The 18,679-nt window shown below is 71.3% G+C and carries 19 protein-coding genes and 1 tRNA gene; 6 read left to right on the top strand and 14 right to left on the bottom strand.

Annotated features, from left to right (window positions below):
* Nucleotides 1-121, top strand: a 121-nt coding sequence (locus DJ81_RS18775) for an FAD-dependent oxidoreductase (protein ID WP_141212555.1), incomplete at its 5' end; no start/stop codon positions are given.
* A 22-nt stretch (nucleotides 122-143) separates the two neighbouring features.
* Here DJ81_RS18775 and DJ81_RS08805 read toward each other — a convergent pair.
* From DJ81_RS08805 to DJ81_RS08775, 7 genes are all read right to left on the bottom strand, one after another.
* Nucleotides 144-1,310, bottom strand: a complete 1,167-nt coding sequence (locus DJ81_RS08805) for a thiamine pyrophosphate-dependent dehydrogenase E1 component subunit alpha (protein WP_094526540.1) — start codon at nucleotides 1,308-1,310, stop codon at nucleotides 144-146.
* 22 nt (nucleotides 1,311-1,332) lie between these two features.
* Nucleotides 1,333-1,815 carry a hypothetical protein gene (locus DJ81_RS08800; RefSeq protein ID WP_094589336.1) on the bottom strand — a complete coding sequence of 161 codons (483 nt, stop codon included), beginning with the start codon at nucleotides 1,813-1,815 and terminating at the stop codon, nucleotides 1,333-1,335.
* 107 nt (nucleotides 1,816-1,922) lie between these two features.
* Nucleotides 1,923-3,341: a hypothetical protein gene (locus DJ81_RS08795; RefSeq protein ID WP_094589335.1), complete on the bottom strand. Its 1,419-nt coding sequence runs from the start codon at nucleotides 3,339-3,341 to the stop codon at nucleotides 1,923-1,925.
* Between the two features lie 72 nt (nucleotides 3,342-3,413).
* Nucleotides 3,414-4,454, bottom strand: a complete 1,041-nt coding sequence (locus DJ81_RS08790) for an NAD(P)-dependent alcohol dehydrogenase (RefSeq protein ID WP_094589328.1) — start codon at nucleotides 4,452-4,454, stop codon at nucleotides 3,414-3,416.
* A 104-nt stretch (nucleotides 4,455-4,558) separates the two neighbouring features.
* Entirely contained in the window at nucleotides 4,559-5,323 is a 765-nt protein-coding gene (locus DJ81_RS08785) for a metallophosphoesterase (protein WP_094526536.1), read from the bottom strand.
* 47 nt (nucleotides 5,324-5,370) lie between these two features.
* A complete protein-coding gene (locus DJ81_RS08780; RefSeq protein ID WP_094589317.1) occupies nucleotides 5,371-6,066 on the bottom strand; it encodes a J domain-containing protein in 696 nt (231 codons plus the stop codon).
* Between the two features lie 119 nt (nucleotides 6,067-6,185).
* Complete coding sequence (locus tag DJ81_RS08775) at nucleotides 6,186-6,443, bottom strand: MTH865 family protein (protein WP_094524577.1); 258 nt, start codon at nucleotides 6,441-6,443, stop codon at nucleotides 6,186-6,188.
* A gap of 171 nt (nucleotides 6,444-6,614) precedes the next feature.
* On the opposite strand from DJ81_RS08775, the gene DJ81_RS08770 reads away from it, so the two are divergent.
* The 3 genes from DJ81_RS08770 (at nucleotide 6,615) to DJ81_RS08760 (ending at nucleotide 8,847) form a co-directional block, all read left to right on the top strand.
* Nucleotides 6,615-7,667 (top strand): M42 family metallopeptidase, encoded by a 1,053-nt coding sequence (locus DJ81_RS08770; protein ID WP_094589316.1) that lies wholly within the window; start codon nucleotides 6,615-6,617, stop codon nucleotides 7,665-7,667.
* 458 nt (nucleotides 7,668-8,125) lie between these two features.
* Nucleotides 8,126-8,683 (top strand): SRPBCC family protein, encoded by a 558-nt coding sequence (locus tag DJ81_RS08765; protein ID WP_094589315.1) that lies wholly within the window; start codon nucleotides 8,126-8,128, stop codon nucleotides 8,681-8,683.
* Nucleotides 8,684-8,775: 92 nt separating this feature from the next.
* Nucleotides 8,776-8,847 (top strand) — tRNA-Ala (locus DJ81_RS08760).
* A gap of 388 nt (nucleotides 8,848-9,235) precedes the next feature.
* On the opposite strand, the gene DJ81_RS08755 is transcribed toward DJ81_RS08760, so the two are convergent.
* Nucleotides 9,236-10,072 (bottom strand): alpha/beta hydrolase, encoded by an 837-nt coding sequence (locus DJ81_RS08755; protein WP_249269111.1) that lies wholly within the window; start codon nucleotides 10,070-10,072, stop codon nucleotides 9,236-9,238.
* 212 nt (nucleotides 10,073-10,284) lie between these two features.
* On the opposite strand from DJ81_RS08755, the gene DJ81_RS08750 reads away from it, so the two are divergent.
* Nucleotides 10,285-10,878, top strand: coding sequence for a PAS domain-containing protein (locus DJ81_RS08750; protein ID WP_094524574.1), 594 nt, complete (start codon nucleotides 10,285-10,287; stop codon nucleotides 10,876-10,878).
* Between the two features lie 14 nt (nucleotides 10,879-10,892).
* Here the strand turns inward: DJ81_RS08750 and DJ81_RS08745 are convergent, their stop codons facing one another.
* From DJ81_RS08745 to purB, 6 genes are all read right to left on the bottom strand, one after another.
* Nucleotides 10,893-12,443 carry an NAD(P)/FAD-dependent oxidoreductase gene (locus DJ81_RS08745; protein WP_094524573.1) on the bottom strand — a complete coding sequence of 517 codons (1,551 nt, stop codon included), beginning with the start codon at nucleotides 12,441-12,443 and terminating at the stop codon, nucleotides 10,893-10,895.
* Between the two features lie 76 nt (nucleotides 12,444-12,519).
* Nucleotides 12,520-13,200: a metal-dependent hydrolase gene (locus DJ81_RS08740; RefSeq protein ID WP_094589314.1), complete on the bottom strand. Its 681-nt coding sequence runs from the start codon at nucleotides 13,198-13,200 to the stop codon at nucleotides 12,520-12,522.
* Nucleotides 13,201-13,208: 8 nt separating this feature from the next.
* Nucleotides 13,209-13,886 carry a hypothetical protein gene (locus DJ81_RS08735; RefSeq protein WP_094589313.1) on the bottom strand — a complete coding sequence of 226 codons (678 nt, stop codon included), beginning with the start codon at nucleotides 13,884-13,886 and terminating at the stop codon, nucleotides 13,209-13,211.
* Between the two features lie 140 nt (nucleotides 13,887-14,026).
* A complete protein-coding gene (locus tag DJ81_RS08730) occupies nucleotides 14,027-14,800 on the bottom strand; it encodes a sensor domain-containing protein (RefSeq protein ID WP_094589311.1) in 774 nt (257 codons plus the stop codon).
* Nucleotides 14,801-14,912: 112 nt separating this feature from the next.
* Entirely contained in the window at nucleotides 14,913-15,227 is a 315-nt protein-coding gene (locus DJ81_RS08725) for a zinc ribbon domain-containing protein (RefSeq protein WP_094526529.1), read from the bottom strand.
* Between the two features lie 97 nt (nucleotides 15,228-15,324).
* Nucleotides 15,325-16,764 carry an adenylosuccinate lyase gene (purB, locus tag DJ81_RS08720; protein ID WP_094589309.1) on the bottom strand — a complete coding sequence of 480 codons (1,440 nt, stop codon included), beginning with the start codon at nucleotides 16,762-16,764 and terminating at the stop codon, nucleotides 15,325-15,327.
* 168 nt (nucleotides 16,765-16,932) lie between these two features.
* On the opposite strand from purB, the gene purN reads away from it, so the two are divergent.
* Nucleotides 16,933-18,534: a phosphoribosylglycinamide formyltransferase gene (gene purN / locus DJ81_RS08715; protein ID WP_094589306.1), complete on the top strand. Its 1,602-nt coding sequence runs from the start codon at nucleotides 16,933-16,935 to the stop codon at nucleotides 18,532-18,534.
* The last annotated feature ends 145 nt before the right edge of the window (nucleotides 18,535-18,679 follow it).

Genomic DNA, 18,679 nt, shown 5'->3' with positions numbered 1-18,679 from the left:
CGACCCCGACGACCCCGAGGGCCCCGTCGTTCTCGCCGGCGACTACACGGCGTGGTCGTCGATCCAGGGCGCGCTGGAGAGCGGCCGAACGGCGGCCGCGGCCGCGGGCGACTATTTATAAGTAGCGTCGCGCTCCGCAGCGCCTACTCCTCTCGGTGGAACGACCCCTCGCCGTGCTCGTCGATCGCCGCGAGCAACTCGTCGCGCTGGCGGCGGATCTCGGGCGGGAGGTCGGCGTACGCGTGGTCGAACATGTCGGTCGGATCGGCCTCGATCGACTCCGCGACGTCGATCGCGTCGGCGACGACGTCGTCGGCCTCCTCGCGGATCGCCGCGACGCCCTCGTCGTCGATCCGCCCGGTCTCCCGCAGGAACGCCTCCATGCGGTCGAGCGGGTCGAGCGCGCGCCACGGATCGACGTCGTCGGGGTCGCGGTAGGCGGTCGGGTCGTCGGCGGTGGTATGCGCGCCGAATCGGTACTCGACGAACTCGATCAGGGCGGGGCGGGGGGTGTCGGCGGACGCGTCCGCCGGTCCCTCGCCCCCGGCCCGGGCGCGCTCGGCCGCCTCCCGCGTGACGACGTAGCTCGCGAGCGGGTCCATCCCGTCGACCCGGACGCCGTCGAACCCGTAGGCGGTCGCCTTCTCGGCGAAGGTTTCGCTCGCGGTCTGGCGCGATTGGGGGATCGAGATCGCCCACCCGTTGTTGTGACAGCAGAAGAGCGTCGGCGTGTCGAAGACGCCCGCGAAGTTCATCGCCTCGTGGAAGTCGCCCTCGCTGGTCGCGCCGTCCCCGAAGTGCGCGACCGAGACCCGGTCCTCGTCGCGGTAGTCGAACGCCCACGCGGCGCCGACCGCGTGCGGCAGGTGCGCTCCGATGCCGATGTTCAGCGGGAACACGTTGCCGTCGGCGATCGCCTCGGTCCCGGACTCGTGACCCATCCAGTAGGGGAGGTACTCGGAGAGCAGGTCGCGGACGACGACCGCGCCGTGCTCGCGGTACTGGTAGCTTATCAGGTCGCGGTCGGCGAGCGCGTGGGTCGACCCGACCGCCGACCCCTCCTGTCCCGCGCAGGGCGCGTACGTCCCGATCCGCCCCTGCCGCTGGAGGCTGACCGCCCGCTCGTCGAAGCGGCGCGTGACGACCAGATCGCGGTAGATCGCGCGGAACCGCTCGTCGGAGAGGTCCGGGACCGCCGCGTCCGGCAGGGGACTGCCGTCCGGCCCGAGCAGCCTGAAAACGTCGGCGTCGGCGAGCGGGTCGGTCGCGGAATCGGGGGAGCCGGCGGCGTCGGCGCCGTTCTCGTCCATGACCGATCGGTGTGCGCGCCGGTCACAAGGAGTTAGCGGTCGCGGCGGCGTCCGACCGCTCCCGGCTGCGCCGGCGGACGTACGTGATCGGGAGACCGACGAGGACGCCCGCGACGGCGACCATGCCGAGCACGAACCCGATGAGCAGCGGCACGGGGCCGGCCGTGAGCATCTCCGGTCCCCAGACGAACGCGAACCGGACCGTCCAGAGGGCGCCGGTGACGAGCGCGGTGAGCAGCCCGAACGCGGCCCCGCGCGGGTAGGTGAGGCTCCCCGGTCGCTCGACGAGCGCCCACCAGACGACCGCGCCGACGACGAGCGCCGGCGTCGCGAGAAGCGGCATCGAGAACGCGGTCGGGAGGCCGATCACCTCCGCGAAGAGGCCGAGCGCGTCGGAGAGCACGAACGCCGTGAGGGTCGCACAGCCGAACGCGTAGACGCCGGCGAGCAGCGCCCACCGCTGCGACGACGGGAGTCCCGCTTCGGTCCGGAGAGAGTCGTCCATACTCGTACGTCGTGGAAGCGAACCAAAACGGTTCCCGTAACTGAAACGCCGAATTGAGCCTCCTCCGCGGCGGCTCCCCCGACCGTCGGGCGGACTGCCGCCTCGGCTCATTCGACCGCGACCTCCAGCTCGAACGGGTACGCCCCGTGTTCCTCCGGCGTCTGGTCCGGGACGCCCCAGGAGACGCGGAACAGGCCGCGGCTGACGTACGAGCCCTCGGGGAGCGCCTCGGGGACCGCGTACGTCGCGGCCATCTCGTCGCCCGCGTCGAGCGACTCCAGCGCCTCGCCGTCGCTGCGCCTCGGCCGCGGCCCCTCGATGCCCTCGGTCTCGACGATATCCAGCTCCCTCCGCTCCCCGTCGTGAAACACCCAGAGCGCGCTCGGCAGCGCGCCCCGGCTCGTGAAGGTGTACGGTCCCTCGACGTCGACGTCGACGTTCTCGGGCGCCGGCGCGACCGTGAGGGTGAACCCTCGGTCCGCGCTCTCGCTCGCCGCGCTCTCGCTCGCCGCGACCGAGACCGACACCGGGAGTCGGTCGTACCGCGGCTCCCCGACGATAATGTCGTACACGGTCCCGTCGAGCCGGTAATACGGCGGCTCGTCGTACGCCGCGGCGACGTCCCCGTAGGCGTCCGGCACCGCGTCGGTGAAGTACTGACTGCGATCGGGAGTCGTCAACGCCGGCTCCCGGTGCGACGACGCCAGCGCGCGCTCGAAGAGCGACACCACCTCGCCGTCGAGCGCCGACTCGTCGACTACCGGCCGGTCCCACATGTCTCTCTCGGTCAGTTCGCGCGCCGTGATCGCGTACGGCGGCTCCTCGTTCTCGACGGTCGTCTCGATCCGGGAGACGCCGCGTCCGTCCTCCAGGTAGTCGTACTCGTCGAGGAACGCGGCGACGGCGTCCGGGCGGACGCACCGGCGGTACTCCCCGCGGGCCGCGTTCGGACCGTACGCCGTCAGGGCGTTGACGAACCGCTCGACGGCCTCGGAGCCGAGGTCGCCGCGCCGCCCCGCATCCCGGAGGACGCGGTCCTCGTCGTCCCCCTCGGCCTCCTCGTCGACGAGCTCTGCGGTGAACGTCGGAAGCCTCGGGTCGAACGCGTAGCGCGTCCCGTCCAGCTCGACGTACGGCCTGAGCTCGCCGCGGTCGTACACGCGGAACTCGTCGACCGCGGCCAGCAGCGCGTCGCTCGGGTCGTCGGTCTCGAACCGCCCGTCGCGGGCCTCGGCGAGGGGGTCGCGCAGCGCGGCCGGGACCTCGGATTCGGGGACGACGTGCGCCGGGTCGATCCCGCGGCTCGGCGACGGCTCGTACGCGGTGACGACGTGCGACACCGTTCGGAGCTCGACGGCGAGGGACGCGCCGGACTCGTCACCGCCGGACGATCGCTCCCCGTCGGCCGCCGCCGACCCGTCGTCGGTCCCGTTCGGCGTCTGACCAACGCCCGGATCAGCTCCGGCACACCCGGAGAGTGCGGCGACGGATCCGCCGATCGCGGAGAGGAGGGCTCTGCGGTCCATACTCGGGGGCTCCACAACGATCGATAAAAATCTTCTGCGGGTCGGGCCTGCGCTCGGCAGTCGGCTCCCGACTCAGGGGGTGATCACGGCGCGCCCGTCGATCTCGCGGTGTTCGAGCTTCTCGGCGACCGTGTTCACGTCGCCGAGGTCGTACCGACTCGTGTGGAGGTCGACGTCGCCCTGCTCGACGAGCGCGACCAGCTCCTGGAGCTCGGCGTACCGACCGACGATGTTGCCGACGAAGGAGAACTCGCCGTTCACCAGGGCCTGCGACGGCTCGTGGACGTGCCCGCCGTAGCCGATGATGTGGTGGTCGCCGCCGCCGGCGGTGATGTCGGGCGCGTAGCCCGTCGTCACGTCCGCGCCGACGAAGTCGAGCACCTGCGCGGCGCCCGTGCCGTCGGTGATCCCCTCGATCTCCGCCGGAACGTCCGACTCGGAGGGGTTTATCAGGTGGTCGGCCCCGTAGCCGTCGGCCAGGTCCAGCGCCGACTGCTTGAGGTCGACGGCGGTGATCTGGGCCGCGCTCATCGCGCTCAGACACTGGAGTCCGATGTGGCCCAGCCCCCCGACCCCGATGACGACCGCGTGGTCGCCCGGGTTGAGGTCGGCGACCGCCTTCTTCGCCGCGTGATACGCCGTGATTCCGGCGTCGGCGTGGGGCGCGATGTCGATCGGTTCGACGCCGGACGGGAGCGGGATCACCGAGCGCTCGCTGGTGTGCAGGTACTCGGCGAAGCCGCCGTCGTGGGTGAGGCCGTTGAACGCGCTGTTCTCGCAGTGCATCGTCTCGCCGAGGCGGCAGGGGCGGCAGGTGCCGCAGGTCTGGACCGGGTGGCAGATCACCGGGTCGCCCTCGGAGACGATCTCGACGTCCTCGCCCGTCTCGACGACGGTGCCCGCGTTCTCGTGGCCCAGGGTCAGCGGGAGATCCTGCGGGACGTACTCCGTCCACATCCCCTCGATGATGTGGTTGTCCGTCTGGCACCAGCCGGCGCCCTCGACCTCGACGATCACGTCGCTCGCGCCCGCCGCGTGCGGCCGGTCTACGTCGTCGATCGTGAGTCCCTCGCTCATGTCGTCGGTGTACTCGTGGAGTCTGGCTGCTTGCATGTGACATATTATCTCGCAGCCCCGTCATAAACGTTCGTTACGGTGAGAACTTCGGCTTCGGATGGAACCGAATCGTCTGAATACTCCCGCGTCGATAAAAGCGTTCACAACAGCTCGCGGAACTCTCCCAGCGGCGGGAATCGGAGCGACCCCTCCGCATCGCTCGCGTCGGGGTCCACCACGACCGGCGCCAGCCGGTCCGCGTCGGTGACGAGCGGGGAGTCGAACGCCCCCGTTCGCATGTCGTTGACCGCCACGCCCGGGGCGAGCCGGGTGAAGGCGGGCAGGACGAGGAGGTCGACCCCGCGGTAGACGCCCTCGCCGTCGAGGAAACAGGGCCGGCGGTCGCCCTCGATCTCGATCGTCGGGTGGACGTGACCGATCACGTACCGGTCGGCCGCCGTCGACGGCGCCTCGTGGCCGTGGCAGACGACGGTGCGCGGGGGACCGTCGCCATCGTCGCTCTCGATCTCGTTCCCGCTCCCGCTCTCCCCGTGCCGGGCCGGACCGAGAAGGTACTCCTCGTGAATCGGGTCGTCCCACGCGTTCGCGAGGGCGGTGTCGTGGTTGCCGGCGACGAGTTCGAGGGCGGCGCCGCTCGCCTCGCAGGCGTCGCGGAGCGCCTCCAGCGTCCCGAGGCTCCGGTCGGTGACGCGGTCGAACGTGTGGACGACGTCGCCCGCGACGACGACGGCGGCGGGGTCGAACCGAGCGAGGTGTCCCCGGAGCCGATCGACGAGGTCCTCCCGCTCGCCGATCGGGAGCGACACCGCGGAGGCCTCTCCGCGGCCGACGTGGAGGTCGGCCACGACGAGCGCGTCGTGGCGGTCGAGGTAGGCCGCGCGCTCGCCGAACGCGGTCCCGGTCATCGATCGCCCCCGGTCATCGATCGCTCCCCGTCACCGGTCGCCCCCCGTCACCGACCGAAGCCCGCCGGGGAATCGGCACGATCGGTCCGGGCGGCGGGACGGCCCCGGCCGGCCTCCTCGCCCGCGCCGCCGGCGTGGTTGCGGGCGGTCGCGTACGCCTCGCGGACGCGGCGGAACGACTCCTCGTCGCCGCCTTGGTCGGGGTGCGTCTCCTTGACCCGCTCGCGGTAGGCCCGTTTCACCTCGTCTGCGTCGGCGTCGCGGGCGACGTCGAGCTCCGCGAACGCCGCCGCCACCGGGTCGCGGCCGCCGCGTTCGACCGACGGGTCCGGCCCCCAGTCCGGCTCGATAACGTCGAACGGGAGGCGGCGACCGAGCCCCCGACCCGGCATCTCGTGCTCGCAGAGGACGGTGTAGACGCCCTCTCCCTCCAGCCGGAAGTAGTCGTGCGCGTCGAACGTGATGGCGACGCCGCGCTCGGGGAGGTAGAAGGGGACGGCCACCTCGCCGAGCGGGTGGTCCTCGCGGAACCGCTCGTCGATGGCCGTCAGGTACTCGCGGATCTCCCGGCGTCGTCGTTCGTCGCCCGCGGCGGTCTCGCCTTCGCCGGCCGCGGCGACGCTCGGGGCGACGAACCGGTTCCCGAGGTAGAAGGCGACCGCCGCGAAGGCGGAGGCGATCCCGCCGAGCGCGACTCCGAGGAGGATCCACGGCGGCACCGCGCTGATGAGCTCGACGACCACGATCCAGATAACGGCTCGTCGCCTATCAACCCCTCGCCGGGATCGCGAGGGGTCGGCGAGGGGTCGGCGAGCGGCGCGCTACGGGCGAGAGCCGACTACCGACAAAAGGAGCGCCGGCGTCAGAGGATCCCCTTCGCCTCGAGGCCGTCGAGGATGTCGTCGACGAGCGCTTCGGGGGTCTCGTAGGGGAACTCCTGTTCGCTGCCCAGCTTCGCGGCCATCTCCATCGCCGTGAGGCTCACGTCGCCGGCCTCGAACTTCGTGGCCGGACCGTTCGGGAGCGCCGGGACGAGGTCCATCTGGTTCTCGACGGGGAAGTCGGCGCCGCCGAAGGCGTCGAGGAACTGTTCGCGGAGTTCCGATCTGACGTCACTCATACTCTTCCATCCCGCGAGCCACCGCAAAAGCGTTGCGGAACAACGATAAACGAGTTTGAGGTTCTCGAACGACGACGCGGCGCCGACGAACCGTCGGCGGCCCGCTCCGGAGAACGCCGACTGTCGTGCCGGAACCTCTCCACCTTTGTCGCTGGGCGCCAACCGTCGCGCATGTCGTTCGACTTCGACTTCGAGCTGTTACGAGAGCTGACCGAGGCCCGCGGTGTTCCGGGATACGAGGACGACGTCCGCGAGATCGTCCGCCGCGAGCTCGCCGACACCGCCGACCGGGTCCGCACCGACGCGATGGGGAACGTCGTCGGCACCGTCGAGGGCGACTCGGACTACTCGGTCGCGGTCGCGGCCCACATGGACGAGATCGGCTTCATGGTCCGGCACGTCACCGACGAGGGGTTCGTGCAGGTCGACCCGCTCGGCGGGTTCGACGCCCGCGTGCTCCGCGCCCAGCGCGTCACGGTCCACGGGGACGAGGACCTCACCGGCGTCATCGGCTCCGTGCCGCCCCACACGCTCACCGAGGAGCAGCAGGAGAAAGACGACGAGGTGAAAGACGTGTACATCGACCTCGGCCGCGACGGCGAGGACGTGGCCGAGCTCGTCGGCGTCGGCGACCTGGTCACGCTCGACCAGACGACGACGCGGATGGGTGACCGGGTGACCGGCAAGGCGCTCGACGACCGGATCTGCGTGTTCGCGATGCTGGAGGCCGCCCGCCGGACCGACGACCCCGACGTGACGATCCACTTCGCGGCGACCGTACAGGAGGAGGTGGGGCTCCGAGGCGCGAATGCGCTCGGCGTCGACATCGATCCGGATCTCGCCGTCGCCCTCGACGTCACCGTCGCCAACGACGTCCCCCAGATCGGGGAGCCGGCCGACGCCGTCACCGAGCTGGGCGAGGGGACCGCGATCAAGCTCAAGGACTCCTCGGTGATCACCAGCCCGAAGGTCCACGGCCGACTGACCGACGTGGCCGAGGCGGAGGGGATCGACCACCAGCACGAGGTGTTGCCCGCGGGCGGCACCGACACCGCCGGCTTCCAGAACACCGCCGGCGCGAAGCCCGTCGGGGCCATCTCGATCCCGACGCGCTACCTCCACACCGTCACCGAGACCGCCGACGGCGACGACGTCGCGGCGACGATCGACCTGCTGACGGCGTTCCTCGACTCCGAGACGGGCGAGCACGACTACACGCTATAAATATAAACAATTCCGCGGCGGCGCGCACCTGCGAGCGCCCGTCGGGCGCGAGCAGCGTGCGCGAGGGAGTCGGTCGTCCGGAGCAACGCGGAGGACGACCGACGAGGCTGGGGAGGCGCGAGGCGCGGTTGCGGTGCGGTTGGGGTGGGACTCAAAGGGGCAGTCGGCTCCGGGAAGACGGGCGACGCAAGCAGCGTGGCGCGTAGCGCCACGGGCAGCCGGCGGCTTCGCCGCCGGCGACACCGCAAGGAGCGAGTGAAACGAGCGACTGAGGAGCGCAGCGAGCCCCTCGACCGGAGCCGACTGGGGCTTTGGAGGCGTTCGTCGCGCAGTCGGCGTTTTATAAGCAAGCGGCCGAATCCCTGTCCCCACTCGCTGTCCCGACCGGACGACCGATCCAACCCTCTCAATCGTTCCATCGCCGGACCGCTTATTACGCGCCGCCCGAACGTCTCTGCGTGGACGAACTCGTCGTGAGCACCGAGGTGTACGCCGACGTCGAGGAGGTGTACGAGTTCCTGCTCGACTTCCCGGGGTACGCCCGCTACTCGAAGTACCTCGACGACGTGCGGACGATCGAGGGCGACGGTGGCCCCGGAACCCGCTACGCGCTCCGGTTCGCGTGGTGGAAGATCACCTACACGGCCCACTCGCGGGTGACGGGCGTCGAGCCGCCGGAGCGGATCGACTGGGAGATCACGAAAGACATCGACGCCGGCGGGCGCTGGCGCGTGACATCGACGGGGCCGGACCCCGAGTCCGACGGCGACGCCGAGACCGACGCCGTCGACTCGCCGGTCTGCGAGGTCGCGCTCGAAGTCGAGTTCGACCCCGGGTCGGCCAGCCCGGACGCGCTCGACCTCCCGCGGCTCGTCTCCTTCGACTGGGTGGTCAAGAAGGCGGTCCCGCTCATCCGTACCGAGGCCGAGCGCGTCGTCCAGCGCGCCGTCCGCGACCTAGAGGGGTCGACCCGGAACGTCGACCTCGACGTGTACGTCGACTCCGAACGGATCTGAGGAGCGGGCGGTCCGCGTGCGACGCGGTGTCCCCGCCGTCGCCGAGTCGAAGGCCTTAATATATCCAGCGGGGAACGATGGAACGCGTACGAGGGCTCGTAGATCAGTGGTAGATCATCCCCCTGGCACGGGGAAGGCCCGGGGTTCAAATCCCCGCGAGTCCACTCCTTCACTCCCTTCGGTCGTTCAGTCGTTCCCTCGCGTGGTCCCGTTCGTTTCACTCACGGGACCCCCGCGAGTCCATGTTTTTGCGCCGCGAGCAACACCGCGAGCGGCGCGACACTGCAACGAGCCGGGATTTGAACCCTGCCAGTCGCGCGCAGCGAACGGAGTGAGCGAGCACGTCTGGCTCCGGTTCAAAATCCCCGCGAGTCCACTCGACTCGCTTCGTTCGTCTCGTTCCCTCGCGTGGTCCCGTTCGCTAGCATCGCCGGCGCTTCGCGCCGGCTGCATGAGGGACCTGCGGTCCCTCTCTGCTCACGGGACCCCCGCGAGTCCGTCCGTGTTCGTTGTTCCGCCAGCGACGCTACTCTAATCGCGGTTCGAATTCCGTCACGCGCCGCTGACCCACCGCAACACCTCGCTCTGACGGTCGAGGAGGGTTCCGAGGTGGTCGGTCTCGGAGGTCGCGAGCCCCGCGTCGGTCTCATCCGCGAACGCTCGCACCGCCGATAGCGGCGCGTTCTCGTCGCGGGTCCCGTGCCAGGCGCGGACGGTGGCCGACGGCCGGTCCAGGCCGGCCCACTCGTCGCCGAACCACCGGTTCTCCCGGGCGACGGCCTTCGCTCCCGGCCGCAGGGCCTCGCGGAAGTCGTCGGCGACCGCCCGCGAGACGGCCTCCGACACCGAGCGGTCGGTGTACTGACCGACGACCGCCTCGGGGCCGGCCACAGACGCGTACGCGCCCGACAGCCGGAAGAGGACGCGGACGGCGAGGGGGATCCGCGACAGCTTGACGAGGCCGACATCGGACGGGGGCACGACGCTGCTGACAAGCCCGACGCGATCGACCCGCTCGTCCGCCGCGGCCGCGAGCGCGAACGGGCCGCCGCCGGAAAAGCCCACGACCCCGGCGTCGTCGACCGACTCCGCGTCGAGGAGCGCCCCTAAGTCTCCCCGCCAGTCGCGCCACTCACAGCCGACCGGCGGCGCCGACGAACGCCCGTAGCCCGGTCGGTCCGGAACGAGGAGGCGAACGCCCTCCCCGGCCGCGGCCTCGGAGAGGAGCGCCGCGAACAGCCGCGACCCCGGGGTTCCGTGGTGCGCGACGACCGGCGTCCCGCCCTCGTCTCCGCCGACGGCGTAGGCGAGCGTCCGGCCGTCCGAGAGCGTGCACGTCTCCGTGGCGAGCCCGCGGGGTCGACTCGCCTGCTGTATGTTCCGTTGCACGCGTCGCCCTTCCGCGCCGTCCGGGATAACGGGTCGGGATTCCCAAACCGCTCTTTTAGTCTCCGCCTCCCACGGGGCCGGCGACTGACGTGGGTGTTACCGCGGATTGATGCGGGACGCTCCCGTGGATCACTGCATGTCGACGCACGAGGTCACGGCGGACCGCCTGGACGGCCTGCTGCACGCGACCGGCAGGGACTTCTGACGGCGCGATGGGTCTCAGAGAAGCGATTCTGGAGTTCCTGGCGTGCGACGAGGCGTCCGCCCGGAGCGCGTTCCGCGACCTCCTCGGCCATCGCCCCGACGCCACCGACGGCAGCGACGCCTCCGCGAGGCGCGGGCTCGACCCGCACCGGCTCCCGCGGACGCGTTCGGAGGCGGCCCTGCCCGCCGCGATCGCCGACTCGGACGACCTCACCGACCGCGGTCGGCGCCTGATCGAGCGCGTTCGGCTCCTCGACGACGCGCCGCTCGGCGTCACGCTCTGCGGGCCGGCGTACCGCGACACCCCGATCCTGTACGCGAACCGGACGACTCGCGAGCTCACCGGCTACTCGCTCGCGGCGCTCCGCGGGCGCAACCCGCGGCTGTTACAGGGGCCGAAAACGAGTGACCCGGCCGTCGCCGACCTCCGCGAGGCGGTGTCGATCTGGGAGCCGGTGACGGTCGAGCTGTGGAACCACCGGCGCGACGGCACCCCGTTCCTGAATCGCGTCTCGCTCCGGCCCCTCCCGGGCGACGACGGGACGATCACGCACTGGGTCGCCGTGCAAGAGGCGGTCGACGGGAGCGGCGCAGGGCGCTGAGCTCCCGAACGCCCCTACCGGAGCGTCGAGGTCGGCACGACCGACGGCAACACCCCGCCGCCGGCGTCCTCGATCACGGCCTCGGCGACGTGTTCGCCGCTGAGCAGACACATCGGCATCCCGATCCCGGGGTTCGTGTACGCGCCGACGTAGTAGAGCCCCTCGACGCCCGGGGCGCGATGCGCCGGCCGGAGCGGCCCGGTCTGCCCGAGCGTGTGCGAGAGCGCGAGCGCGGTGCCCCGGGGCGCGTTGAAGCGCTCGCGGAAGTCGGAGACGCAGGCGGTCTCCTCGAACACCACCCGGTCGCGGAAGTCGACGCCGGCGTGCTCGGCCAGATCGTCGAGCACCAGCTCGCGGAAGCGCTCGCGGGTCTCCGGGTCGTCGTCGAGTCCGGGCGCCAGCGGGACGAGGGCGAACACCGCCTCGCGGCCCTCGGGCGCCGCCTCCGGGTCCGTCTTCGAGGGGACGTGGACGTAGTACGCCGGGTCGTCGGGCCACGCCGGGTCGTCGAAGATCTTCTCGAAGTGGGGGCGCCAGTCGGTCGGCAACACGAGCGCGTGGTGGTCGAGGTCGACGTCGCCCTCGACGCCGAAGTACATGAGGAACGCCGAGGGGGCGTACGTCCGCGACTCCCAGTACGCCTCGCGGCGCGCGTGCTCGTCGGAGAGGAGGTCGCGCTCGACGTGCGGCGGCGCCGCGTTCGCGACCACGCGGTCGAACCGGCCGGTCGCCCCGGGAGTCTCCACGTCGAACTTCGGTCCCACCGCCGCGACCGAGGGGTCGATGGCGCGCACCGGCGTCCCCGTGCGGATCTCGGCGCCGAGGTCGGTCGCGAGCGCCGCCATCCCGTCGACGACGCTCGCGATGCCGCCGGTCGGGTGATAGACGCCGAGGTTCATGTCGACGTGGCTCATCAGCGTGTAGATCGCCGGCGTGTTGTACGGCGACCCGCCGAGGAAGACGAGCTTGTACTCGGCGATCTGCCGCAGCTTCTCGTGGTCGAAGTAGTCGCCGACGTAGTCGTCCATCGTCCGGAGCTTCGGGAGCGCGCGCCCCGACCGCAACACGTCCGTATCGACCATGTCCCGGAGCCGCGAGCGGCTCGGGTAGACGAACCGGTCCATCCCGAGGTCGTACGCCTCCGCGGCGTCGTCGAGGTACGCGTCGAGCCGGTCGCCGGCGCCCGCCTCGTACGACTCGAACAGCGCCTTCTGGCCCTCCCGGTCCGCGGGCATCGTCGCGCGGTCGCCGTCCTTCCAGACGACCTCGTAGAGGGGGTCCAGCTCGGTCAGCTCGTAGAACTCCTCGGTCGACCGGCCGAAGTGACCGAAGAAGCGGTCGAACACCTCCGGCATGAGGTACCACGAGGGACCGGTGTCGATCCGGAAGCCGTCGCGCTCGATCCGGCCGGCGTACCCCCCCGGATGCTCGTTGCGCTCGAACACCGTCACGTCCGCGCCGGCGTCGGCGAGGTACGCGGCGGCGGAGAGGCCGCCGAACCCCGCGCCGACCACGGCGATCTCCTCGCCGGCGAGGCGCTCGTCGTCGCGTGAACGAGGGCTCATCGCGAGGCCGTACGGTCTCCGAGGGATTCACTGCCCCGCCATACTATGTGGGCCTTTTACCCCGACCGCGGCCCCCTCACGACTCGCCCTCCGGCGGGGTCCGGTCCTGCAGTCGTCGGGCGGCGAGCGCGAAGAGCCCCGTCACGACCAGGTAGAGCCGCCAGCCGGCGTTCGCGACCGGGAATATCCGTTCGACCGGTTCCTCGATCGCCTCGTCGGGATCGCGCGGCTGGACGGGGTTGTTGATATGGACGGTCTCCGTGGTCCCCGTGGTCCCCGCGTCGACCGTGCGCGCCCCGGTCTCCGAGTCGACGCGGAGGTCGACGAACGTCTGGACGAACCCGTCCGCGGTCGAGAACAGGATCTCCCCCTCGAGCCGGAGGAACCGATCGCGGAGCGGCCACAGGTAGTTCACGCCGTCGAGGTGCACCCAGTCGAGCGCCACGTGCGCGAAGACGTGCGCGAACAGCGCGGCCCACGCGACGGCGACCCACCGCGCCGAGAGCCGGTCGCGCGCGAGCGAGGTCTCCCGAACCCGGGTGTCGTAGTACAACAGGAGCGCGGCGACCCCGGGGATCACGAGCGTGTGGCCGACGGTCCGGTGGGCGCCCGACATGAACGGGCCGAGGAAGCTGTCGACCTCCGGGGCGACGAGGACGAGGAGCAGGACCGCGATCGCCCGCCGATCGAACCGGTCGTCGAGCAGCCCGGCGGCGAGCAGCACCGCGAACCCGGCGTGGACCACCGTCGAGACCATCTATCGGGTCACCTCCGGATCGCCTCCGGGTCGTCGTCGTCGGTCTCCCACCGGAACCGAACCGCCAGCAGCGCGCCCGCGGCGGCGACGACGACCAGCTGCCAGCCGGTCCGGACGAGGTGTAGTTCGCGCTCGGCGCCCGGCGAGAGCCCCGGGCGGCCGTCGGGGTTCGCGAACGTCGGGATCGCGTACGACTCCGTCGTGCCGAGCGCCTCCAGCGGGAGGATCCCAGGGCCCCCGCCCCCGAGCGTGACGAACGTCTGGACGACGCCGTCCTCCGTCGAGAGGAGGAACCCCCCGCTGACGAGGTAGTAGGCGTCGTCCAGCGGATACAGCAGGTTCACCCCCTCGCTGCCGAACAGGTCCGGACCGACGCCGGCGACGAGGAACGCCGCGAGCGCGACCCACGCGACCCGGACGCCCCGTCGCCCCGCCCGCTCGCGGAGCCGGGAGGCGTCCCGCAGTTCGGTGTCCCAGTAGAGGGCGACGCCGGCCGCGAGCGGGAGCCAGACGGCGTGGAGGAGGGCGTTCGTCGCGCCCGGGACCGCGAGGCTCGCGACCGCGTCGAGGTCCGGGAGCACCGCGGCGACGACGATGACCGCGACCGAGCGCCGGTCGAACGCGGCGCCGAGCAGGGCGGCCGCGAGCAGCGCGCCGAACGCGGCGTTGACCAACGTCGGTGCCATATCCGCTTTGACGAGCCCAGCCGAATAAGTCGCTCGGGGAGCCGTCCCCGGATCAGCGGGCGTCGCCGTCGCGGTCGGCGGGAGCGGGGTCGTCGACGAAGTCGAAGTCGCCGGAGGCGTCGGCCTCGTCGTCGCCCGTGTCACCGTTGCCGGCGGTNNCCGGCGGTCCCGTGGCCGCCCGTGTCACCGTCGTCGTCCGTGTCACCGTCGCCGTCGCCGTTGCCCCCGTCGCTCCCGCCCTCGTCGCCGCTCACCGATACCGCCGGAAGCGGCTCGGACGGCTCGGGGCGACCGAGCAGCGCGAGGGCCATCCGCCGAGCGACGTACGCCGCGAGGTTCGCGAGATGGAGCGCGAGGAGGACGCCGGCGACGCCGAGCGGGAGCGCGACCAGCGCCTCCGGCAGGGTGTCGATCGCCCACGTCACCGGCTCGCCGTTGACCTCGCCGAAATCGGCCGTGTACGGGTACCGAAGCGGCGCGGCGACCAGCGGCAGCGCGCTCGCGAGCAGGACGAGGGGAACGAACGCGAGCAGGCTCACCCAGAACTTCAACGAGAGGAACCCGAGCCCCCGCCACGTCGACGGCGCGTCCACGTACTTCCTGGCGCCCGCGAGCGCGCCGTCCGCGGCGGCGAGGTCGTCCGGGCGCAGTAGGTGGGTCCCGAGCAGCGCGTTCGCGAGCCGCCGCTCCAGTCCCGCGGCGAGCCGGGCGCCGATCAGCGTCGCGAACAGGACCACCAGCCCGACGAGCGCGACCGACAGGGCCAGGCCGAACGCGACCCCGAAGGTGAAGACCGCCGAGTAGACGAACCCGAGCGGGACGGCGAGCAGGAGGTACAACAGGTGCCTGTACGTGCGGCCGTCGGCGACGACGCCGACGACGGGGAGCTCGGAGGGGTGACGGAGGGAGACCATACGCGGTCGAAACCGGTTCCTCTGTCGACATAAATCGGTCGCTCCCGGCGTCATGTGGCGGTCTCAAGCGCCGCTACGGGGCGGAGCGGCCACGGATGTCGCCGCGTCGCTCTCAGCCGACGAAGAAGTCGATGGCGTTCCCCTTCGACTGTCCCTTGTACAGCTCCGAGTAGCCGCAGTTCGCGCAGGAGACCACGACGAACGAGCGGTTCTGCACGTCGAACATCTTGGTGAGGCCGGTGCCGCTCGTCGCGATCTCGTCCGTCTCGGTCTCCTCGCTCCCGCACTTCGGACAGCCGTCGTCGCGGCCGCCGAGATCGACGGTTTCCGGATCGGTCCGCGTCTCATCGTCGGGCGTTCCCGACGCGTCGGCCGAGTCGTTGCCGAAGACGGAGTACTCCACGTCGTCGTCGTTTTCGGAGGGCATCAGCCCTACCTGCACGCGCGACCGACAAACCTCTTGTGGGGGTGTGCGACGCCGGCGACGTCTCTCTCGATCGCGACGTCCCTCGCGACCGCGACGCCTACTCGTCGATCTCGTCGACGAGTCCGTCGGCCACGCCGACGTACCCCGCGGGCGTCAGCGCCCGCAGCTCCTCGCGCACGTCCTCGTCGACGTCGAGGTCGCCGAACAGCTCGCGAAAGTCGTCGAGCGTCACCGACCGCCCGCGCGTCAGCTCCTTCACGCGCTCGTAGGCGTCGGTGTCGCCCTCGCGTCGGAGGATCGTCTGGACGGCCTCGCCGATCACCTCGGGGGTCGCCGCGAGCTCCTCGCGCATCACCGCCTCGTTCGGAACGACCTTCGCGAGCCCGTTCCCGGCTTTCCCGTAGCCGATGAGACAGTGCGCGAGCGCGGCGCCGACGTTGCGTTTGACGGTGGAGTCCGAGAGGTCGCGCTGGAGCCGCGAGCCAGTCACGTAGTCCGCGAGGAAGGTGAGGTCGCCGTTCGCCTTCGACAGGTTCCCCTCGCTGTTCTCGAAGTCGATCGGGTTCACCTTGTGCGGCATCGTCGAGGAGCCGGTCTCCCCCTCGACGGTCCGCTGGCCGAGGTACCGGTCGGAGACGTACAGCCACGCGTCCAGGTCCAGGTCGAGGAGCACGTTGTTGACGCCGCGGAGCGCGTCGAACAGCGCCGCGAGGTCGTCGCAGGGGTTCACCTGCGTCGCGAGCGGCGTGTGTTCCAAGTCGAGCCCGCGCACGAACGACTCGGAGAACGCCCGCCAGTCGACGTCGGGGTAGGCGGCGTCGTGAGCGGCGTACGTGCCCGAGGCGCCGGCCAGCTTCCCGGAGAGGTCCCCGTTCGCGACGACGACGCGGCCGAGCGCGCGCCCGAGCCGAGAGGCGTACACCGCCATCTCCTTGCCGAACGTGGTCGGCGTCGCGGGCTGGCCGTGGGTGCGGGCGAGCATCGGCGTCCCGCGGTGCTCCTGGGCGAGGTCGACCAAGGCGTCCCGGACCTCCCGGATCGCGGGCACGAGCACCTCGCTCACCGCGGGCTTGAGCAGGAGCCGGTGCGCGAGGTTGTTAACGTCCTCGCTGGTGAGCCCGAAGTGGACCCACGGGTACAGCGCCTCCGCGTCGTCGACCGCCCCGGAGTCGTCCGCCTCGTCCAGCCGGACGCGCAGGAAGTACTCGACCGTCTTCACGTCGTGGTTGGTCGCGGCGTACCCCTCGGCGCCCTCGACTTCGAGCGCCTTGATCAGGCGCGCGTCCTCGGCGGAGAACGACTCGTAGACGTCGCGGAGCGCCGCCTCGGCGTCGTCATCGAGCGCGATCGGCGTCTCGTCGAGCGCGGCGAGCTCGATCAGGTACTCGACCTCGACGCGGGTCCGGGCGCGCATCAGCGCGGCCTCGCTGGCGTACGGCGACAGCGGCGCGGTCCGCGAGGCGTATCGCCCGTCGAGCGGCGAGACTGCCGCGAGGGGGTCCGACCGCGACAGGCCCGAGATGGCGTGGTCCGTCATGTCCGCGACTGCCCCCGGAGCCAGCAAAAACGTGTCGATGGCGTGGCGCACGGACGTGGATAGGTGAGCCCACTTTTCGCGACCGGTCGGGCGATCCTATCCGCAAACGTGGATACTCGGGCGGAACGGACCGCAATCGATATACGCGATCGGTCGGACCACTCGCGTATGAAGTTCGCCGGACTCGCGAGCAACCGGGGACGGAACCTCAGACACATCGCCGACGCCGCTCCGGGCGGCGCGGAGCTGTCGGTCGTCCTGACGAACCGGGAGCAGGCGCCCGTGTTGGAGGCCGCGACGGAGCGACGGATCCCGACCGAGGTCGTCGAGCGCGAGGAGGGGGAGTCGCGCGCGTCCCACGAGCGACGAATCTTAGACCGGCTCGCCGACTACGACTTCGACCTCGTCTGCCTCGACGGGTACATGCGCGTGCTCACCGACGAGTTCCTCGACGCGGCGCCGACGACGCTGAACGTCCACCCCTCGCTGCTCCCGGCGTTCCCCGGGATGGACGCCCACGAGCAGGTGCTGGACGCGGGCGTTCGGACAACGGGGTGTACCGTCCACGTCGTCACCGAGGCGATCGACGACGGCCCGATCGTCACCCAGGAGCCGGTCCCCGTCTACGGCGACGACGACGCCGACTCGCTGAAGGACCGGGTGCTCCACGACGCGGAGTTCACGGCGTACCCGCGGGCGGTCCGGTGGTTCGCCGAGGACCGCGTGACGGTGGAGCGCGAGGGCAGCGACGCCGTCGGCGTGACCGTCGAGGGCGACGCCGGCGGCGACTTCCCGGAGCGTCGGTTCGCCTCCGAGGAGCGCGCCGCGACGCTCCGATACGGCGAGAACCCGCACCAGGACGCCGCGCTCTACGCGGACGACGGCTGCGAGGAGGCGAGCGTCGTCGGCGCCGACCGGCTGAACCCCGGTTCGAAGGGGATGGGGTACAACAACTACAACGACGCCGACGCCGCCCTGAACCTCGTGAAGGAGTTCGACGAGCCCGCGGCCGCCGTGATCAAGCACACGAACCCCGCCGGCTGCGCGACGAGCGACGAGCTCGCGGACGCGTACGACCGCGCGCTCCGGACCGACGCGAAGTCGGCGTTCGGCGGCATCGTCGCCCTGAACCGCGAGTGCGACGCCGACACCGCGACCGCGGTCGCCGACTCGTTCAAAGAGGTCGTCGTCGCGCCCGGCTACACCGACAGCGCGCTCGACGTGCTCCGGGAGAAGGGGAACCTCCGCGTGCTCGACGTCGGCCCGCTAGGCGAGGGCGACGACCGCTTCGCCGAGCGGTTCACGGAGAAGCCGATCGTCGGCGGCCGCCTCGTGCAGGAGCGGGACCGCCAGTCGCCCACCGCCGCGGACCTGGAAGTCGTCACCGAGCGCGAACCCACCGACGAGCAGTTGGAGACGATGGTCTTCGCCTGGAAGACGCTCAAGCACGTCAAGTCGAACGGGGTCCTGTTCGCGACCGGCACCGAGACGGTCGGCGTCGGGATGGGGCAGGTGTCGCGCGTCGACGCCGTGACGCTGGCGGCGATGAAGGCCGAGAAGGACGCCGAGGGCAAGTCCGCAGGGGGCGCCGTGATGGCCTCTGACGCCTTCTTCCCGTTCCCGGACGCCATCGAGGAGGCCGCCGAGGCCGGGATCGGGGCCGTGATCCAGCCCGGCGGCTCCGTCAACGACGAGGACGTGATCGCCGCCGCCGACGAGCACGACATGGCGATGGCGTTCACCGGGTCGCGCTGCTTCCGCCACGACTGACCGGTGAGCGACGGCGAGGATTACTTATAAAAGGCGGATGCGGTCGGCGCGCCTGCGAGCGGCCGCCACCGGCGGCCGCGAGCCAGCCCGCGAGGGACGCGGTGAGCGCTCGCAGAGCGCGAACCGCGAGGCTGGGGAGGTGTGA

This window comes from Halorubrum sp. Hd13, assembly GCF_002252755.1.
Lineage (GTDB): Archaea > Halobacteriota > Halobacteria > Halobacteriales > Haloferacaceae > Halorubrum.
This window is presented reverse-complemented; position numbering and strand designations above follow the sequence as displayed.